This window comes from Pragia fontium DSM 5563 = ATCC 49100 (assembly GCF_900112475.1).
Classification (GTDB): Bacteria; Pseudomonadota; Gammaproteobacteria; order Enterobacterales; family Enterobacteriaceae; genus Pragia; species Pragia fontium.
The window spans coordinates 41,686-60,943 of sequence record NZ_FOLW01000001.1 but is presented as its reverse complement, the minus strand read 5'-3'; the positions used below and the strand labels follow the sequence as shown (position 1 = coordinate 60,943).

Here is a 19,258-nt window from a genome sequence, read left to right as displayed (position 1 = left end):
CGGAAGCCGTGATGCATAACGGCTTTACCCCAGAAACCCGCGATGCGCCGGGTATGCCATTACCGGCTCAATATCTGAACTGGCTATTTCGTGATATTTATCGTAGATCGCAGGCACTAGAAGAAAAAAGCCAAACCTTAAATAGCCGGGTTATTCCTGCCTGGATGCCGATTGCCTGTCCGATGGAACAACCGCCGCTGGGATATCTGAAATGTAACGGTGCTAAATTTGATAAAGAAAAGTACCCGGAGCTGGCGATGGGTTATCCCTCAGGCGCGTTACCCGATTTACGCGGAGAGTTTATTCGTGGTTGGGATGATGGGAGAGGGGTGGATGTAGGAAGAACATTATTATCAAGTCAAGTGGATGCAATTAGAAATATTACCGGAGGCCTAATAAGAACTTTGCGATCAGGCAGTGCAGTATCTCCTTCCGGTGTATTCCGTGGGGTGTTAGATAATACAATATCAGGAGTTGGGAGCGCTGGTGTTGAGTTATCAACAGTATCATTTGATGCGTCTCGTGTTGTTCCAACTGCAAATGAAAATCGTCCACGTAACGTAGCATTTTTATATATTGTCAGGGCAGCATAATGAAAACAACTTTAGATAATTATGGCTTTGCCATTTCCGACGGTTATGTTCAGGTTTATAACGTCGATCCAAAAAACGGTGAATTTATCAGTGAATCTGAAGAGTTCCTCAATCAAGGGGTAGGGCTACCGGCCTATAGCTATCTTGATAAACCGCTACCAGAAAAACAAGGGTTTGTCGTTTGCCGTCAAGGTGATGATTGGATATATCAGGAAGATCACCGAGAGGCGTTAGTTTATTCTACTGAAACCGGTGAGCAGGTTACCATTACCGAACCAGGGGCGCTGCCAGATAATCTTACTCCGTCTCAACCACAGACGCCGTTTGATAAGTGGAATGGTTCAGCATGGGTAATGGATCTTGATGCTAAGCAGAAAGCTGAGACGGATAAGGTAACAGCCGATAAACAGCGCTTGGAATTACAAGCCAAAGAGATGATTGCCACGCTATCTGATGCCATTGAGCTGGAACTAGCTTTACCTGGGGATGATTTGAAACTGCTGGCATGGCGTAAATATCGGGTGTTATTAAATCAGCTTGATATGAAAAACGCTCAGGATATCGAATGGCCAGCTCTACCTGATTGTTAAACACCTCTATTTAATCGTTTTATAAACCTCCTATTTTTAATTTTTGATGATGCTAAGGAATATTGCTATTCCTTTGGCAGTGCTCTGTATTTTTTCGAGCAGAGCTATATTTATAAGGAAACCCAAATGGCTTTCACGATTGAACAGGAACAGGCGCTATTAGCACTGCTCAATGAAAAGAAAATTACCCTATCAGAATTACCCGCCGCCACAGAACTGGCGGTAGATGACCTAATGTTAATTCGTCAGGGAATTCTCGATAAATCGGTTAATAATGATGTATTAAAGGCATACTTTACTCCTCCTGAGTCATCATTGATTGAATCGGGTATTGTTAAGTTAAGTAATGCCATCAACAGTGATGATGAATATATCGCGGCCACCTCTAAAGCGGTTAAATCTGCCCATAATATCGCCCTAAATGCTAGCCAAAGCGTAGCGGAGCAAGCATTAAGTAAAAGTGCTAATTTATCGGATGTAGCGGATAAGGAGCAGGTTCTTAAAAACCTTGGTTTGTTGGAATGGCAGTTTGGGCGCTTTTTGAATATACAAATTTTTAATGAGTCAGGAATCTACATCCCCACGAAAGGAACGACCAAAATCATTGTTGAGGCTATTGGTGGTGGTGGGGCTTCTGGAGGGGTTGGAGCTACAGGGGTGGGTCAATTATCTATTTCAGGATGTGGTACAAATGGTGCGTATGCAAAAGCATTATTTGATTATGCCTCAACAACAGAAATTACAATTGGTGTCGGAGGTGCTGGAGTTTTGAATTCTCAGGGAGAAAATGGTGGCACAACATACTTTGGTTCGAATTTAATATGTCCAGGAGGTCGCGGTGCCCCTATGGGGAGAGTACTATCTCCAGAAAATCAATTTGGAGCGACAGCAACAAACCCTCATGAGGCTCCACAGCCAACCGTAAAAGATGGAACGATGATAATGACGATGACACCATCAACAACTGTAACATGTGCAATATCTCTCGGTTATGGTGCCGCAATGTTATGTTATCCTCCATTTACACATATGGGAGGTAACAAAGGGGCTGCCGGGAATTCAGTATACATGTTGCAAAACTCTTCAGCTCAAGCTGGGGTTTCTGGTAAACCAGGTCGTGTTATTGTTTGGGAATATGCATAATAAAAGAATGGTGCAATATTGTTTAAATAACTTTATTTCTTAGAAAATCGAATTTGATCTTATGCTTGATCATTAATCTATTTAATTAAAAATTAATTATGTTTCTAAAAGCAATTTTTAGAATACCAGATTCTCCATAGTGATAGACAATTAGCATCAGAGATGTGTCTGAGTACTCACTTGGAAGGCCTATTTTCATTATTAACTAATCACTGTTATGAGCTATTTTTTTTCGATTGGCAGCTGCACTACTCTCTGAGTAGTGAACATAGTAAGAAAAATGATGTATATGACATTATTTTTAATGAGTAGATAAAGTAATATTAGGCGAGCAATAAAAATATCGCTCGCTTAATCCGTAGAATAAAATTTTTTTATCTTGGGTAAGGTCAATATATTTATATAATTTAGCTGCACCCAACATTTACCATGTATATTATTGTGCTATTAATATCCTTCAACTACCCAAGAACCTTTTATTGGAGATAACGGTTCTAGTTTTGTTGCATGTGAAGACGCGGCTGCAAGTGTAATACTAGATAGTTGTGGTTCTGCATAATTAAGCACTTCTGCCCCACCAGTTAGCCTGCCATTAATGGATGTAGTTATGGATAAGATTCGACTTGTTAATGGAATAGGATATGAAACATTGGCACCATATCCAGGATTTGATGCAATCAATGGATTATTATCACCATAAATTTGTCCAATTCGTTTAAATCCATCACTATAAATTTCATACCAACCGTTGGCATTCTCGCCTCTACTTATTAAGAAACGAGGGGATTTTTGTAATCCTAACAAACCAAGGTTTTTAAGAGCCCCTCTATTTATCCCAATAGTTCTTTGAGACTATCTACTCTAAAAAGAGAAGGGAGAAAACAGGGTGTTAATTGGCTATGTTAGAGTGTCAACAAATGACCAGCAGACGGATTTACAGCGAGAATCGCTTAGTCGTGCAAATTGTGAGCTGATTTTTGAGGATAAAATCAGTGGAGTGAAGTCCGAAAGGCCAGGGTTAAAACGGTTGTTAAAAACCGCTAAAGCCGGGGATACGGTTGTGGTGTGGAAGCTCGATCGTTTGGGGCGCAGCGTTAGACATTTGATAACGCTGGTTTCCGATTTGAAAGCCAGAGGCATTCATTTTAGAAGCATTACCGACAGCATTGATACCAGTTCTGCTGCCGGGCGTTTCTTTTTTCATGTGATGAGTGCGCTGGCTGAAATGGAACGTGAATTAATCGTCGAACGCACCCGGGCGGGTTTGGCAGTAGCGCGAGCACAAGGGCGGATTGGTGGACGACCGAGGAGACTAACCGATGAGCAGATACAACAATCCATCAGATTATTAAGCAAGGGGCATAGCCGAAAAGAATTAGCGTTAATTTATAATGTGAGTCTGGCGACTATCTATAAATATATGCCGGCCAGCTCAGTCGTCTCAGATTAACCACATATCGACATTAGACGAGCTATAAGTGGATATAGCTCGCTTTAATCTTGATTAACACTCTCATCTAAACGCCTATTTTTAATTTTATTTTGCTAAGGAGTATCTGTAACTCCTTCGGCAAGGCTCTGCATTTTTTGAGCGGGCATATTTATAAGGAAAATCAAATGGCTTTAACTAATGAACAGGAGCTGACGCTATTAGCGCTGCTCAATGAAAAGAAAATTACCCTATCGGAATTACCTGCTGCTACAGACCTGGTTGCGGATGATTTGATGCTGATTCGCCAGGGAATTATCGATAAGTCGGTGAATAGTAGTGTACTGAAAAAACACTTTATGCCACCGGCATCATCATTAACTGGTGCGGGCATTGTTAAATTAAGTAATGCAATTAATAGTAATGATGAATTAATGGCAGCTACGCCTAAAGCGGTGAGGCAGGCATTCGAATTAGCGATAACCAGAAGTATTGATGCAGTATATCCTGTCGGCGTTGTAATGTTTTTTGCTGAAAATAAAGATCCTAATATGCTATTTCAGGGTACAAAATGGGAATATTTAGGAGAAGAAAGAACAATCCGTTTGGCTAAAAAGGATGCATCCGATCTTAAAGAGCTTGGTGGTGCTGATATGGCCACGCTATCTGTGGCTAATATTCCGGTGCATACGCATTCATTTAGTGGCACTACGTCTAATTTTGATTATGGAACTAAGACGGTAAGTGCGTTTGATTATGGGACGAAAACGACAAATTCTTCAGGAAATCACACACATACTATAAGTGGTTTTATAAGCGGTGACCATAATCAAGCGGGGGGATATCCTCGGTTAGGAAGGCCGGATGCTTCTGCAACGCTGGCTACAAGCTCTAGTGGTGCTCATGGACATACTGTCGGCATTGGTGCACATAACCATACCGTAGGGATTGGTTCTCATAACCACAACATTAATGGAACTACTAGCCCAAGTGGTTCAGGTGCTGCATTTAGTACCACAAACGCCTATATTAAACTAATGGGTTGGTATCGTAGCGCTTAACCATTTAGAAGGGGATCTGTGATATATTATTTTTAGATACATTAATTGATTATGGGGCTTGTTGTGGTTTCTAAAGATGAAGAGTTAGCTCATTTAAAAAAATGTTTACAAAAGGAAGTGATAAAAAACACAGGTGCATTCTCTTGGATATCTGTTATTCATAAAGCGTTAAAATGCCCCGATCGGCGTTTTAACTTTTGGTGGCGTATCGCTAACTATCTTCATCATGTTTCAAATGGCCAAAGTATTATTGCAAAAAGAATAAATTGGAATTTACGAATAAAATATGGTGTAGAAGTTGAACTCGGAGCCGTAATAAAAGAAGGATTAAGCCTAGTTCATCGAGTGGGGATCGTGATTTCTCGACATAGTGTAATTGGTACTAATTTCCATGTTCTGCAAAATGTGACGGTAGGAGTAGTTATCCGGGAAGGAGATAAGACTCCTCGCATTGTTATTGGTGATAATGTAACCGTAGGTGCGAATAGTTGTATTATCGGGAGCGATATTACTATCGGTGATAATGTGGCTATTGGAGCAATGAGTTTTATTAATAAAAGCATTCCTTCAGACTGTACCGTATATACGCCTAAAATGGATAATATTGTTAAAATAAAAAAATCATCATAATAAACTGCGATATTTTACTTTGTTGGTGCTCCCGCGTAGAGATGGTTAGAAGGGATAATTTCTGATCATCTCTACGCTATTAGCTCCGATAAGACTGTTACTATCGCATAGTATTAATACCTTCAGATTAATTACTATGACACTCGCCAAAGAATAAAATTTTATTTTAAAACAAAGGGGATTTCTTCACTTATACTCGCATATAGATATGGAGAGACGTGAGATGTCGCCGATGTTTTATACCCCAATCAAAAATGATGCCCATGAGCATTCCCTTCCCGACTACGTTCACCTATCCTTCCTTGCGGCTTAAACAGAAACGCCAGCGGAATAAACAGTAAACAAATAAACGCCAATAAATAAAAGATATCCAGATAGCCAATCATTCTCGCCTGCGCAAAAACCATTGTTTTAACATTTTCCAGTGTAACGGTCAGGTCGGTGCTTTCAGTCACTCGTTCGCTTAGGCGGCTATAGTGCATATTGGTTCGGCTATGCAGAATATTGGCTACCATCGCAATACCAACGCTTCCCCCAATATTTCGCATTAGCGCGGCAAACGCGGCGGCTTCATTACTTTTATTTTCTGGCAGCCCTTCGTAGGACAGTGTGCTAACCGGTATGAGTAGTATGGGAAACCAAATAACCTGAAATATGCGGGCCCAGACAAAAGTAGTGAAGTCGACGTCCAGCGTCATCTGTGACATATACCAGGTCGACCATGCGGTTCCCAGCAAGCCAAAAGCGATAAGCCACTGTGGATATCGTATTTTCCCGGTTATTCCTCCCATAATAATCATGGAGATCATGACGAAGATACCGCCTATTCCCAGCATCACTCCCGCAATGGTTGCTGTGTAATTAAACAGTTCCTGAGTCATCTGCGGAATGATTTGGGTGGTGGAATAAACCATAAAACCAATCAAAAACATAATAAAACAGCTGACGGCAAAGTTACGGTAGCAAAGCAGGCGAATGTCCATGATGGGGTGAGGGTGGAACCATTCCCAAATCACCAGAAAGCTCAGTGAAACAGCGGCGGTTATCGCCATAATCCAGATGAAAGTGGAAGAGAACCCGTCATTAATTTCATAACGGTCAAGGAAGAGCTGTAGGGTGCCGAAGCCGATAATAACCAGAACAAAACCGATGTAGTCGATATTGGTTTTGTTCTTTTTACGCTGTTTGCGTTCTTCTATCAGCAACGGTGGCTCAGTAATAAGGTAATAACTGAGAATCAGCGAAATAATACCGATGGGCACATTAATCAGAAATACCCAATGCCATGACAGGGCTTCCGTTAGCCAGCCACCGATAAAAGGGCCAAGGGCCGGTGCGACTAAAACGGTAATGCCATAAAGTGCAAAGGCTTGAGGGCGCTTTTCGGGCGGAAAAGAGTCGGTTAGCATGGACTGTTCCAGCGGTGCCAGTCCACCACCGCTGATCCCCTGTAAAATACGGGCAAAGATCAGAAATTCAATATTGGTTGCGATACTGCAAAGCAGAGAGCCTAGGGTAAAACCGGCGATGCTTAACATGTAATAGCGTTTCCGGCCGATGGTACTGGCTAACCAACCGCTCATGGGTAAAATCAGCGCATTGGCAACGATATAACAGGTTAAAACCCAAATAGACTCATTATATGAGACGCTGAGTGAAGCTGAAATATGATAAAGCGAAACGTTAGCAATGGTGGAGTCCAGTAATTCCATAAATGTAGCAATGGAAGCTACCACCGCCATCAGCCAAGGATTACGATCTCCCGCCGCTGAACGGGGGAGGTGCGGGCGCTTAACATTACTTGATGTGGACATTAGGAATAACCGACATACCGGGTGATAACGGATGCTCTGCATCATTAATACGTGGATCGGTAAAGATAATTTTGACCGGTACCCGCTGTACAACTTTGATGTAGTTACCGGTCGCATTTTCTGCCGGTAACATGCTAAAGACAGGGCCAGTGCCGCGCTGAATGCTGTCTATTTTTGCGCTGTATTTATATTGTGGATAGGCATCCACTTTGACTTCGACATCCTGTCCCGGGCGCATATCGGATAATTGCGTTTCTTTGAAATTGGCGGTGATCCAAACTTTATTCGACACCACTGACATTAGCGTTCGGCCAGGATCAATATAGCTACCTAGCTCAACGCTACGCTGAGTAACGTGTCCACTTTGTGGGGCGATGATTTTAGTATAAGAAAGCTGTAGCTTGGCTTTGTCAATTTCCACCTCCAACTGTTCGAGCATGGCGGTATTTTCATGCAGGGCCGCTTTTCCTTTATCTAACAGCGCCTGATTATACAAAACTGCCTGCTGGGCGGCATCCAGACGTGCTGCACTGGCTTTTGAGGCCGCTTTTTGCATGCTAAGTTGGCTTTGACTCCAGGTTTCATGAGACTTTTGATAACGCTCATAATCATCTTTGTCCCTCTGATATTCAGCTTTGGCTGATTGAACGTTGGCCTGAGTTTGTTTTAAATTGGCTTCTAATGCCGTAATTTGGCTGTGTAACTGAGGGGTTTGAGCCAGAGCAACGTTCTGGGCGGCAATGGCTTGATTTAGCAGGTTTTGATAGTCGCGGGAATCCAGTTCAACTAATACGCTACCGACTTCAACATACTGGTTATCTTCAACCAGAATACGTTCCACACGACCAGGAATGGCGGCAGAAACTTTGGCAATATGGGTATCGATAAAGGCATCATCGGTACTTTCGTAATTTTTCAGATAAAACCAATAATAAGATAATGAAATCAGAGAAATACAGATAAGAATAAGCAGATATAGTGCGAAAACTCTTTTTTTGCCTTTTTTTAACTTTTTATTGTTATCGATATCTTCTGAATATTCATCAATATCAGATTGCAAGTCGACGTTATTCCCTGTGTTCAAGACAGAATCCTTTACTTATTATTTTATAAGTTTTGTAAGTATTTACTTATTTTATTTAGGTTGAGTAATTACTCTTAGAGTGTTTATTTACTCACGATATGGTGTTTTTAATTTCAGGCTTCATTAATAATGATAAATAGATGAGATGTCAATCCTTATATTGTTTGGTATTAGATTTTACGAGTGATTTAATTAGATTGGTATCCGTTTTTTATTTCTGCTGGTTTTTGTTTTGTTATTTAATTTCATGTAGTTATAGTTTTTGTTTGATGGTTTCATCCCTTTTTTACTTAATGCGCGCTATCAGTTTTTATGAATTAAATCTTATTGTTTAAGCGTTGTGATATATAAGGTAAGTTTACGCTGTTGATTACTTATATTGTTGAGTTATTGCTTATTTTTAAATAAGTGTTGGCTTAATATGTATCTTAATATCAATATTAATTAATAATGATGTAGCTAATTATTTTAATTATACCGAACAATAGTATTTATGTTTTAATATTGTTAATAAATCAGCCGCAGTATAATAAGTTAACCTAACGTTATTATTGTACTGCGGCCAGATTAAATGACGCTATCAAACTTTGGGTAAATCAAATATCAGAACTTCACTCTCACCGTAAGAGATAATGTTCAGGGATGATTCATCCCAAAGTGCAACCCCATCGCTGGTGGAAGCCTGAGTACCATTAACATCTATATTACCTTTAACAACTTGAACCCAGATGCGTCGTCCTTCTTGGATGTCAAATTGTGCTTGCTCTTGATCATCCAACGCCCAGCGCCAAAGGTCCATATCCTGATACACTTTCAGGGAACCATCTCGGGCATCGGGTGACAGAACTAATTGACGGGCATGCTTTGCAGTAAACGATTTTTGTTCATATCGCGGTGTAATGCCCTGACGATCCGGGATAATCCATATTTGATAAAAATGCAGTGGTTCGCTGGTGCTTGGGTTGTATTCCGAGTGGCGTACGCCGGTACCTGCGCTCATGATCTGAAAATCACCCGCTGGGACATGCTCTTTATTTCCCATACTATCCTTATGTTCAATCGCACCGCTGAGGACATAGGACAGAATTTCCATATCTTTATGTGGGTGAGTTGGGAACCCTTGACCTGACTGCACTCGGTCTTCATTAATGACCCGTAGCGCTGAAAAGCCCATAAAGTTAGCATCATGATAGTCAGCAAAAGAAAATGTGTGCCAGCTATCAAGCCAACCGTGATTTGCATGACCGCGAACGTCCGCTTTACGTAAATAAATCATCTGAAACCTCCTCAACCGTTTTAATCAGTTTAGTCCATAGGGCAGATTAAAAAAGCGGAAAAAAGTCACTCAGATATTCAAAAAAATTGAATTAAATAAGGGGCAGGCATATTCGGTTTTTTAAGGCAATCCGGTAACGTGATATTGATTACCGGATTAGCTTAATAACCAGTGAAATAGCAATGTCTATTGCGCAATGGTATCCAGTAAATTTATCCCGGTAATCTTCGCTATAGCTCTTCGGTAAGCATCAACCTTAGCAGGAAACGTCAAGCCTTTAACAATAGATATACCGCGTAAAACGGGAAACAGATGAATATCATCGACGGATAGCTCACCGTTACAGCTTTCCGCTGATTGAATGAGCTTATCCAATTTGGCTAAATCTTGTTCCAATTGTTTGATTAATTCAGGCGTTTGCTGCATAGCCTGAGAGAAGCTACCGATAAAGGCTTCTTTTTTCTGGATAAAGTATTCACGAGCCGCAGGAGTTTTAAATTCGCAGAAATCAGCTTTGGCATAGCGCGGGATGAGTAGCCTATTAACGTAGGTATAGACCTCTTTTATCCAATCTGCGATGGCTGGATTTGTTTTCCCCGTTAATGCTGGTGTACCGAAATTGTCGTCAACATAATGCACAATATCCATGCTTTCCGGCATATAGCTGCCATTATCTTTTTCCAGAATCGGCGCCATTTTCTGTCCAATCATACGAATTGGCGTTTTTTCATCATCGTTGAGTAAAGTAATTAACTCGACAGGGATTTTTTTTATACCAAAAATCATGCGGGCTTTTACACAGAATGGGCAATGATCGTAAACATAGAGTTTCATATTAGGATCCTTAATTCATCGACAAGGGATAGTATAGGTTTAACTCAGAATGAAGTAGGTTGCTATTACTATCTACCGAATAACGCGGTATTGATTGTATTGATTATGGGTGTGATGGGCTGATTTTGTTGTTTTGATTTAATCAGTAGGATGTTATTTCCGGCAATGAAATGCGGATAATAATGAAAGCAGACCGAGTGGTTAGCCTGCTTTTCGGTTTAAGCCATTGGACTACATAATTCAATTAATATGCCCGATGGGGTGCGAATATACGATACGGTTTGTCCCCAAGGCATCACTGCCGGCGCTTTCAGCTCAGTTGAACCATAAACAATCGCGACATTGTGGGTTTGCTGAACATTTTCAGTGATCAACGCAATTTCAATTCCTAATGGTTTTTCTGATGTGCTGGCGCTGATATAGCCATCCGGGAAATGGCTATTCCCCAAGTCATGAGAGGCAAAAGCCAGTACCGTTTCGCCGGTATCCAGTTCACCATAAGTTCCGGTATCGTGCAGGAAGCGCGTTTTCATATCAAATGCTTCATTAAAGAAGTGAAGGGTTTTCTCCACATCATCAACGTAAACAATGGTGTATCCAAATTTGACCATAATATCATCCCGTTTGCTTATGCCGTTGGTCATAGCATTATGGCTAAAAAATGGGAAAATTCTAGAGTTGGTCGGTAAGAATATATGCTCTGTGATTTGTCTGGTAGTCAGTTATGGAGGTAGGAACCTGAAGTTAGTGTTCAGGCTCCTGATTATATTCACAATTAACGCAGGTGCGCAGGCCGACTACCCCGATAGTGGTTATATCCGTTTGAGCGGTAAGAAGGGCGATAATTGCTGTTATATGATGGATTATATTTAGACGAATTATAACGATATTGGTAACGAACATTAGGATTGTAACGATGGTTATAATAGCGTTTATAGCCGTTGTAGTTTGATCCATTATAATATTTGTATTTATGCGCATTATAATGGCGTTGTTGATAGTTATGGTTGTTGTAGCCACGGTAATCACGGTGATCTCTGGCATTAGCGAATGAACAAAACGACATTGCTAATAAGAAAATAAGCAGTGTTTTTTTAAGCATATCCGTATTCCTCAGCAAGTGGAGCTATAACCAATCATTGCATTTACTAAGAAATCATCAATAGCCAGAAGCGTGTTTTACGCTTTTTTTACGCTTGAGATACGTAAAACTGAGTAATGGTATTACGTCGTACTTATTGTCGTTAGAAAAAGAGTCACGCAAGATATTGAATAAAACATATTGATAATACGGGGGGGGAAAATTACTCCTCATTCCAACATGGCTGAAATGAGGAGAGATAAGTTAAGGGCTATATATCCAGGCGCTTAGCCTGCCATTTTTTTGATTTCCAGCGCCAGGTATTAGTCAGACCGCGTAGCCATTCATCACAGGCAAAGCCAATCCAGATACCGATAATGCCCATTTCCATCTTGATACCCAGATAATAGCCAATGGGAATGGAAACGCACCACATAAAGAACATGGCCGTATACAACGGGAATTTGGCATCACCAGAAGCACGTAGCGCATTGACCATGACAATATTCAGCGTCCGTCCCGGCTCTAAAAATACCGAGAGTAAGAATAGTGGCAACAGCATGTCAATGATACCGGCATCTTTGGAGAGAAAATGCATAATGTTCATATCCATCAGCCAGAATACGGCGACCACAATCACAGTAACGCCAACCCCGAGTTTCAGGCTGCGGAATGTTTGACGGTAGGCATCTTCAAAGCGCTTGGCGCCAACCAAGTGACCGACAAATATCTCATTACCAATGCTCACGGAAATACCAAACAACATCACAAACAGGGCTAGCTGGAAGTAAAGCGTCTGGGCTGCCAAGGCGGTTTCTCCCATCAGACCGATAAAGGCCAGTGCGGTCATGTATTGCAGGATCCACACCATATTTTCGCCGGCGGCGGGTAAGCCGATATGCAAAATCTTTCCTAATAAGTCTTTTGACCAGTTAAAAAATTCTTTTATTTCTAATCGGATACGTAAACCGTAGTTCAGCAAGCAGGCCAAGAGGATGACGCAAATGATACGGCCAAATACCGTAGACCAAGCCACACCAACCAGACCTAAATCGAACACGTATAGCACCAGAATATTGCCGACAATGGTAATCAGGTTAACGATTAAGGTGACATACATTGCCACTTGAGATTTACCATATACCCGTAAACAAGCGGCTAAAATCAGTGAGACGGCTTCAAAAATCAGACAAATGCCGAGAATATGCAGATAGTCAAAACCATCTTCCATGAGGTGTTCAGGCATGTTCATAATATTCAGCGCTTTATAACCAAAGAAGAAAATGGTCGTGGCGCAGAACAGCCCAAGCAAAAAGTTAAACGCAATAGAAATATGGATGGCTTTTTTAGCCATGTCCATTTGGCGAGCACCCAGATATTGAGCGATAACCACGCTACAGCCAACGCTGATAAAACTGAAAATAGTAATACACAGGTCAAATACTTGATTACCCACTCCCATGGCGGCTAAATAGGATTTAGATACCTGACTGACCATATAGGTATTAATCAACAGCGTTGAAAAGTGTAAAAACAGATCGATAAAGATCGGCCAGCTCAGAGAAAACAATGAGCGCTCTGTAACATCATGGTGATGCATTAAAAAATCCTAATACTTTGTATTATCAGATAACGTCAAAATGGACGTTGAAATCAGTAAGAAGGGGTATGGAACCTGGCGTATTGTATCATTATTCAGCGAATAGTCTCTATTCGCGTCAGTTTTTATTAAAATTAATGATTTTCGCCCCGGTCATTCATGACAAGGGCGAAATATAGATACTTTTTATATTGATTGTTACCTGATCATGGCGTTGGTTTTCATAAAATAGATCTCGTTATTGTTTCTGGATTGTTGGTAGCTATCATGTTTGACCGATGTTGAAATGGTGCCAAATTTATCGTCATTTTTCTTTTTGACTAGTATGGCGTTAAATCGCTTATCGTAGGAGAGCCACTCGTAAACACACGGCTGTAGTATTTTTCCCCGAATATCACCTAGGCCAATTAAGCTGTTATAACCGGTAATCCGGTTTTGATTATCCCGTTCAATGCTGGTGGGAATAATTTTACGCAGAGTTAAAGTGTCAGCTCCTTGGGTCACTGGCTGAATGTCAATATATTCGATCGGATAAACGAGTCGTTGTTGATAACTATCGTATAGGCCTTTGTAGACCAGTCCCTGACTTCTATGCGCCACGAAAAGCAGACCATTTTTGTAGTCACTGATCTTTTCGTAAATGTCATCCAGCAATTGTTCTCCTTGATAACTAATAAATCCTTGCTGGTTCATTTGGTTGGTGACCAGATATCCCGAGCGAGTTGGACGTACTTGACGATATTTAGCCGGTATAATCATTTTTCCTGTGGCATCAATGATCCCGCTAATATCGCCGTTAGCGGTAAATATTTTATAATGTTGAAGGTTATCGGGGGTACCTTGTACGGGCTCTACTCGGTAATAGCGGTAGAGATGATCGGCGATAAATTGGCTTGAATAGGGATTGGCCTGAATCGGAGAAAGCAACCTCAAGGAATGAATAAAGTCTATGTGGGCATAGAGTGAACTATCGTCGTAACCAGGATCGAATTTTATCTGATAGGTGAGCCCGCTATCATATATGAAATAGTAACTGTGATAGTTGTTGTAATACGCTTTATCCTCGATGACCAGCGCATCCTGTGAGCGATAAATCAGTTTATAACGGTCATGATTATACTCGGTAGACAATCTATCAATAATGACTTGCTGGGCGGCATTGATATCCCCTTTACTGACTTTTATGGTGGCGTAGCTCATTTCCGACAAGGGAAAATGACTATAGCTAAATTGGCTATACGTATTGTTCTGTACTAATAAATGCGTTAGTTGCAGGCTCTTGGTGATTTCTTGCCGTAGTCGTTGTTCCAAATTCTGAATATTATACAGAGAACCATAACGTTGCTTGAACTGTGTGGGTTCTATCTCTGCCGCGCTAATATTAAATAAGGTACCGGTATTTTCTGGCGATAAGGTACGTAGTACGGCATATTTTTTGGCGATATCAGCCATGTCGTTATGGTCTGGGATGCTGGTTTCAGCAAAGGTATAGCGCTTGGCTTCCTGGCTGTAGGTATAATAAAAAGCGGTTAACTGCCCCTGCGTATTGTAATAAATAGCACCGTTATTTTCGCGATAAATAACCGCCTCGGGCGTGTCAGTTTGCTCAGATAGCCAACTATCAAAGTCGAATAATGATTTCTCACTAATGGTGCTAATTAGACAGAGATCGTCATTATTACTGTGATAAACATGGGTAGTTTCATCTTCAATATCGATATAGACACTATCAAACCAGCGATAGTAAGTTCCGGATTTTTGCTCACGAATACTTTGACCTACCGGTAATTTTATTGACAGCGTGTTCTGATGGGTGAGTTGTCCAACAAAGTCCTGAATCCCCAGGGTTTCTATGGTTTTTTTCCCTTGAGAATAGTCAATATACGGTTGATTCATGTCGAACTGGACGTGCTGAGTATCCGTCGATTTACCGCTAGTGCTATTAACGGACATCCGTAGAAATGTTGTTGAACAGTCAACCGAACTGCAGGTGTCATTCATTATTGGTATCGGTTGGATCTTTGGTGCTTGTTCGTTAAGCGGTTTGACTGTGGTGTGATTTATGGCCTCAGACTTATGCTCAACGTTAGTTTTTTGTGCATTTTCGCTTAAATTTTCAGCAGTGTTTTTGTATCTGTTGTTGATATCCATTTTTTCAACAAAATAGACTTCATCCTGAGTATTAGCCAACCCTGAGGCAGGAAGCGACAGGCTAAATGCTAATGTTATAAGAAATATCAACTGATTAAACATAATTTCTTCCGTAGACGTATTCAATGGTTCAGACATCAAGGTCGGTCCACAGAGCAGTGCTCTGTGAATATAGAATAAAACGCAAGGAGACGTTCTTGATTGTTATTACCGACGGCGGAAGATTAGCATAAAATTAATAAGCCAACTGCTTGAATTAAAATTAATAATTATTCAGGAAAACGAAGTTGGCGTATCATGGTTTTAGGTTTCATCTGAAAGTATTGCCAATGGATGAACAATGATTTTTTTCTTCTGATAAACTGCCATTTATTAGAAGAATAGGGTATTAGTGTTAAAAATTATCAATAAAATAGGGATGATTGTGACTAAGAAAATTAGAGCAGCCGTTGTCGGCTACGGAAATATAGGGCGTTATGCTATTGAGGCGCTGAATGCGGCTGAGGATTTTGAAATAGCCGGCATTATTCGGCGCAGTGCTGGTCCTGTTGCAGCCGAACTGGCCGCTTATCAGGTGGTTGATTCTATTGATAAGTTAGAGAATGTTGATGTAGCGATTCTCTGTTCGCCAACGCGGGCAATTAAAGAGATTGCTCAGCAGATTCTGGCCAAGGGCATTAATACCGTTGATAGTTTTGACGTTCACTCTCAAATTGTGGATTTGAAGAATACGCTGGCGCCGATTGCCAAAACACACAATGCTGTTTCGATTGTTGCTGCTGGTTGGGATCCGGGTTCAGACTCTATTATCCGTACCTTGATGCTGGCGATGGCACCGAAAGGCATTACCTACACCAACTTTGGCCCGGGCATGAGCATGGGTCACTCAGTGGCAGCAAAATCGATTAAAGGTGTAAAAGATGCTTTGTCGATTACTGTACCGCTGGGAACGGGTATCCATCGTCGATTAGTCTATATTGAGCTGGAAGCAGGGGCTGATTTTGCGACCGTTGAACGCACCTTAAAGGCTGATGATTATTTTGCGTCTGATGAAACGCACGTTAAGCAGGTTGACTGTATCGATAGCCTGAAAGATATGGGGCACGGCGTTCACTTAACCCATAAAGGGGTTTCTGGTGCCACGCAGAATCAAATGTTTGAATACTCAATGCGTATTAATAACCCGGCATTGACCTCGCAGTTTTTAGTATCTGCTGCACGGGCAACCACTAAGCTGCCAGCTGGCGCTTATACGGTGATTGAAGTTGCCCCAATTCATTTCTTACAGGGCGAGACAGACAAGCTGATTGAACGGTTGGTGTAACACCGTTTTATAGTGGAATCACTAAAAGAAAAACCCGGGATTTTCTGTCGAGAATTGCGGGTTTTTTATCTTTATTAAATCTAAGCGGTTTTGCATTTAACGAGGAACCCGTAATCCACCCTCAACCCCCTTGGGACTAAACATAATCTGCCAAAGTTGGATATCTCGAGCGCGAAAAGCACCGGCACAGGCGTTCAGGTAATAGCAGAACATGCGTTTAAAACGCTCATCATAGCGATCTGCAATCTGATTCCATCCTTGCATAAAGCGCTTATACCATATCATCAGGGTGCGATCGTAATCAGCGCCAAAATTGTGTAAGTCTTCCATAACAAATAGCCGTTCACTGGTTTGAGCGATATTAGCGATGGACGGTAAGCAACCGTTGGGAAAGATATATTTATTGATCCAGGGATCAACGTTGTCCATGGTTTGCTTAGAGCCAATAGTATGTAGCAGAAATAGCCCGTTAGGCTTCAGATTACGAGATACGACATTGAAGTAGGTTTGGTAATTTTTAGGTCCGACGTGTTCAAACATACCCACGGATACAATACGATCGTACTGATTATGTAAATCGCGGTAGTCCTGCAACAGTATTTCGACATCCAGTTCGCCGCAGCGTTGTTGCGCTAGCTTTTGTTGCTCTTTGGAAATAGTGACACCCTGAACGGAAACCCCATAATTTTGAGCGGCGTAGGCTGATAATCCGCCCCAACCACAGCCGATATCCAGCAATTTCATACCTGGTTTGAACTGTAGTTTTTCACAAATCATCTTCAGCTTGGCTTGCTGTGCCTGTTCCAGCGTCTCTGCCTCTTTCCAGTAACCACAGGAATACTGCATATAGGGATCGAGAATCAGATTGAACAGATCGTTTCCCAAATCGTAATGTTTTTTACCCACCATCCAAGAGCGACGTTTGGACTGACGGTTAAACAGGCGGGCACCGGCGATGCGTAGCAGGTCTTTGAAGCGGTTCGGAATACTTTTATCTAACCCGGCCCGCAAAATACGCTGGAAAAATATATCAAGACGCTGACAACTCCACCAGCCATCCATGTAGCTTTCCCCCAAACCGAGAGAACCCTGCTGTAAGACCCGTTTAAAAAACTGAGGATTATGCACTTCAATATCAAATGGGCGGGGACCGTTAATTTCAATATCTGCTTTTTGCAGTAGCTCGCTGATAATGCGGTACCACGGGTTGTTTTGAATGGTTATGTCTTCTACACATGGTGAGCTCATAGTTTCTCCATTACTTTATTTTGGATGCTGAGATCAGCGGCCATAAGACCTGCATGGTCAGCATACGGATAGCCAATACCGGATGAGTAGTGGACTACCGAATCATTCACATTGGTTTAATTGCCAAAAATAAAGAGAAATACCCGGGAGATGTAGCCAAGACGGGTGAACCGATCCATCAGTTGAACAGGGGCAATATCCATTGCCTGCAAGACGTTTTGTGATAAAAAAGTTTTAGTAATGTTACGTAAGAGTGCTTTTCCAGTATAGGGCTGCTGAAGGGAAGACTCAAGATGTGATTGGGCTCACGATTGGATTTTTTTGCCGATGCGGATTAGCTGAATGATTGATTTAGCATTTTATGCAAAAAATTTTCAATTGATAAGGCGTTTTGCTATGAGACATAGCCAGAGAGTTTGGTTAAATTCCTTTTATTTGCCTGAACCGGCCTGCAACGTTATCTTACCGATTATAAAAAATAAAACATCAGGAGTTCATCATGATCACCATTACCCGGGAAAAGCTGATTTACGCGATGTCTGCCAGCAATCCACCGGTATGTCGGGTGCCGCCTAAGACAGATATCTGCTTCCAAACCTGCGATTGCTTTGAAGATCAGATCGAATCTAAAGATACGCCGTTTAACGGTCTGGATTGGAACCGTATAAACCCGGCAACCGGGCCGGTTTATATTGAGGGAGCTCAACCCGGCGACATACTGAAAGTGACGATTAAAGCCATTACCGTAACGGCCAAGCAAGCGGTGATGGTGACTATGCCCCAATTGGGCGTGTTAGGTGATGAGCTGACTCAGGCTGAGGTTAAAATCGTTCCTTTGCAGGATGGCTTTGCCCATTTACCCGGTGGCATACAATCTCCACTCAAACCAATGATTGGCGTGATTGGCGTCGCGCCAGAGGGAGAAGCCATTTCCTGCGGTACGCCGGATAAGCACGGTGGCAATATGGATAGCAAAATTATCCGTCAAGGAGCAACTCTATGGCTGCCGGTTAATGTGGAAGGGGCATTGTTGGCGTTAGGGGATTTACATGCCGGTATGGGGGATGGTGAAGTCTCAGGCTGTGGACTGGAGGTTGCTGGTGAGGTGGTACTTTCTGTCGAGGTGATTAAAGGTAAACGTTATCCATTGCCAATGGTGATTGATGAGCAGTATGTTTACACCATCGCTTCAGAGTTAACGGTGGATGAAGCCGTTACCAGCGCAACTAAAAATATGACCAATCTGCTGGTGGAACAGGGTAACTTGACGCGTTCTGATGCCATCAGCTTGATGAGCATTGTTGGTGATTTGCAAATCTGTCAGGTAGTGGATCCTTTGAAGACCTGCCGTTTTGCTATGCCGCAGCAAGTGATTCAGCAACTGGGCATTAAGCTGTAGT

General features: G+C 41.8%; 17 protein-coding genes and 1 pseudogene. 8 read left to right on the top strand and 10 right to left on the bottom strand.

The window, feature by feature from the left end:
• Positions 1–185: 185 nt before the first annotated feature.
• The 3 genes and pseudogenes from BMZ28_RS17700 to BMZ28_RS00280 form a co-directional block, all read left to right on the top strand.
• Positions 186–593: pseudogene (locus BMZ28_RS17700) on the top strand (phage tail protein); the annotation flags it as partial.
• Positions 593–1,183: a tail fiber assembly protein gene (locus BMZ28_RS00285; RefSeq protein WP_083399602.1), complete on the top strand. Its 591-nt coding sequence runs from the start codon at positions 593–595 to the stop codon at positions 1,181–1,183. The pseudogene BMZ28_RS17700 and the gene BMZ28_RS00285, both read left to right, overlap by 1 nt.
• A 126-nt stretch (positions 1,184–1,309) precedes the next feature.
• Complete coding sequence (locus BMZ28_RS00280; protein WP_074819984.1) at positions 1,310–2,326, top strand: phage tail protein; 1,017 nt, start codon at positions 1,310–1,312, stop codon at positions 2,324–2,326.
• A gap of 447 nt (positions 2,327–2,773) precedes the next feature.
• Here the strand turns inward: BMZ28_RS00280 and BMZ28_RS17270 are convergent, their stop codons facing one another.
• A complete protein-coding gene (locus BMZ28_RS17270; RefSeq protein ID WP_136655861.1) occupies positions 2,774–3,130 on the bottom strand; it encodes a hypothetical protein in 357 nt (118 codons plus the stop codon).
• 82 nt (positions 3,131–3,212) lie between these two features.
• On the opposite strand from BMZ28_RS17270, the gene BMZ28_RS00275 reads away from it, so the two are divergent.
• The 3 genes from BMZ28_RS00275 (at position 3,213) to BMZ28_RS00265 (ending at position 5,446) form a co-directional block, all read left to right on the top strand.
• A complete protein-coding gene (locus tag BMZ28_RS00275; RefSeq protein WP_047780243.1) occupies positions 3,213–3,776 on the top strand; it encodes a recombinase family protein in 564 nt (187 codons plus the stop codon).
• Positions 3,777–3,943: 167 nt separating this feature from the next.
• A complete protein-coding gene (locus BMZ28_RS17585; RefSeq protein WP_074819982.1) occupies positions 3,944–4,816 on the top strand; it encodes a phage tail protein in 873 nt (290 codons plus the stop codon).
• 63 nt (positions 4,817–4,879) lie between these two features.
• The gene (locus BMZ28_RS00265; RefSeq protein ID WP_248296082.1) at positions 4,880–5,446 is read left to right on the top strand and encodes a serine O-acetyltransferase; all 567 of its coding nucleotides are present in this window, start codon (positions 4,880–4,882) and stop codon (positions 5,444–5,446) included.
• 248 nt (positions 5,447–5,694) lie between these two features.
• On the opposite strand, the gene BMZ28_RS00260 is transcribed toward BMZ28_RS00265, so the two are convergent.
• From BMZ28_RS00260 to BMZ28_RS00225, 8 genes are all read right to left on the bottom strand, one after another.
• Entirely contained in the window at positions 5,695–7,260 is a 1,566-nt protein-coding gene (locus BMZ28_RS00260; RefSeq protein WP_074819979.1) for a DHA2 family efflux MFS transporter permease subunit, read from the bottom strand.
• Positions 7,244–8,344: an HlyD family secretion protein gene (locus BMZ28_RS00255; protein ID WP_083399600.1), complete on the bottom strand. Its 1,101-nt coding sequence runs from the start codon at positions 8,342–8,344 to the stop codon at positions 7,244–7,246. Before BMZ28_RS00255 ends, BMZ28_RS00260 begins: the two co-directional genes overlap by 17 nt.
• Positions 8,345–8,924: 580 nt before the next feature.
• Positions 8,925–9,620 carry a pirin family protein gene (locus BMZ28_RS00250; protein ID WP_047780245.1) on the bottom strand — a complete coding sequence of 232 codons (696 nt, stop codon included), beginning with the start codon at positions 9,618–9,620 and terminating at the stop codon, positions 8,925–8,927.
• A gap of 186 nt (positions 9,621–9,806) precedes the next feature.
• The gene (gene grxB / locus BMZ28_RS00245) at positions 9,807–10,454 is read right to left on the bottom strand and encodes a glutaredoxin 2 (protein ID WP_074819977.1); all 648 of its coding nucleotides are present in this window, start codon (positions 10,452–10,454) and stop codon (positions 9,807–9,809) included.
• 218 nt (positions 10,455–10,672) lie between these two features.
• The gene (locus tag BMZ28_RS00240) at positions 10,673–11,065 is read right to left on the bottom strand and encodes a VOC family protein (RefSeq protein WP_047780247.1); all 393 of its coding nucleotides are present in this window, start codon (positions 11,063–11,065) and stop codon (positions 10,673–10,675) included.
• Positions 11,066–11,229: 164 nt separating this feature from the next.
• Complete coding sequence (locus tag BMZ28_RS17410; protein WP_047780248.1) at positions 11,230–11,556, bottom strand: hypothetical protein; 327 nt, start codon at positions 11,554–11,556, stop codon at positions 11,230–11,232.
• 250 nt (positions 11,557–11,806) lie between these two features.
• The gene (locus BMZ28_RS00230; protein ID WP_047780249.1) at positions 11,807–13,135 is read right to left on the bottom strand and encodes an MATE family efflux transporter; all 1,329 of its coding nucleotides are present in this window, start codon (positions 13,133–13,135) and stop codon (positions 11,807–11,809) included.
• 198 nt (positions 13,136–13,333) lie between these two features.
• Positions 13,334–15,424: a WG repeat-containing protein gene (locus tag BMZ28_RS00225; RefSeq protein WP_074819975.1), complete on the bottom strand. Its 2,091-nt coding sequence runs from the start codon at positions 15,422–15,424 to the stop codon at positions 13,334–13,336.
• Positions 15,425–15,710: 286 nt separating this feature from the next.
• Here BMZ28_RS00225 and BMZ28_RS00220 point away from each other — a divergent pair, with 286 nt between their 5' ends.
• Complete coding sequence (locus tag BMZ28_RS00220) at positions 15,711–16,610, top strand: diaminopimelate dehydrogenase (protein ID WP_254772013.1); 900 nt, start codon at positions 15,711–15,713, stop codon at positions 16,608–16,610.
• A gap of 96 nt (positions 16,611–16,706) precedes the next feature.
• On the opposite strand, the gene cfa is transcribed toward BMZ28_RS00220, so the two are convergent.
• On the bottom strand, positions 16,707–17,858 hold the full coding sequence (cfa, locus tag BMZ28_RS00215; protein WP_074819972.1) for a cyclopropane fatty acyl phospholipid synthase: 1,152 nt from the start codon (positions 17,856–17,858) through the stop codon (positions 16,707–16,709).
• A gap of 502 nt (positions 17,859–18,360) precedes the next feature.
• Here cfa and BMZ28_RS00210 point away from each other — a divergent pair.
• Positions 18,361–19,257 carry an acetamidase/formamidase family protein gene (locus BMZ28_RS00210; protein ID WP_126468237.1) on the top strand — a complete coding sequence of 299 codons (897 nt, stop codon included), beginning with the start codon at positions 18,361–18,363 and terminating at the stop codon, positions 19,255–19,257.
• Position 19,258 lies beyond the last annotated feature (1 nt).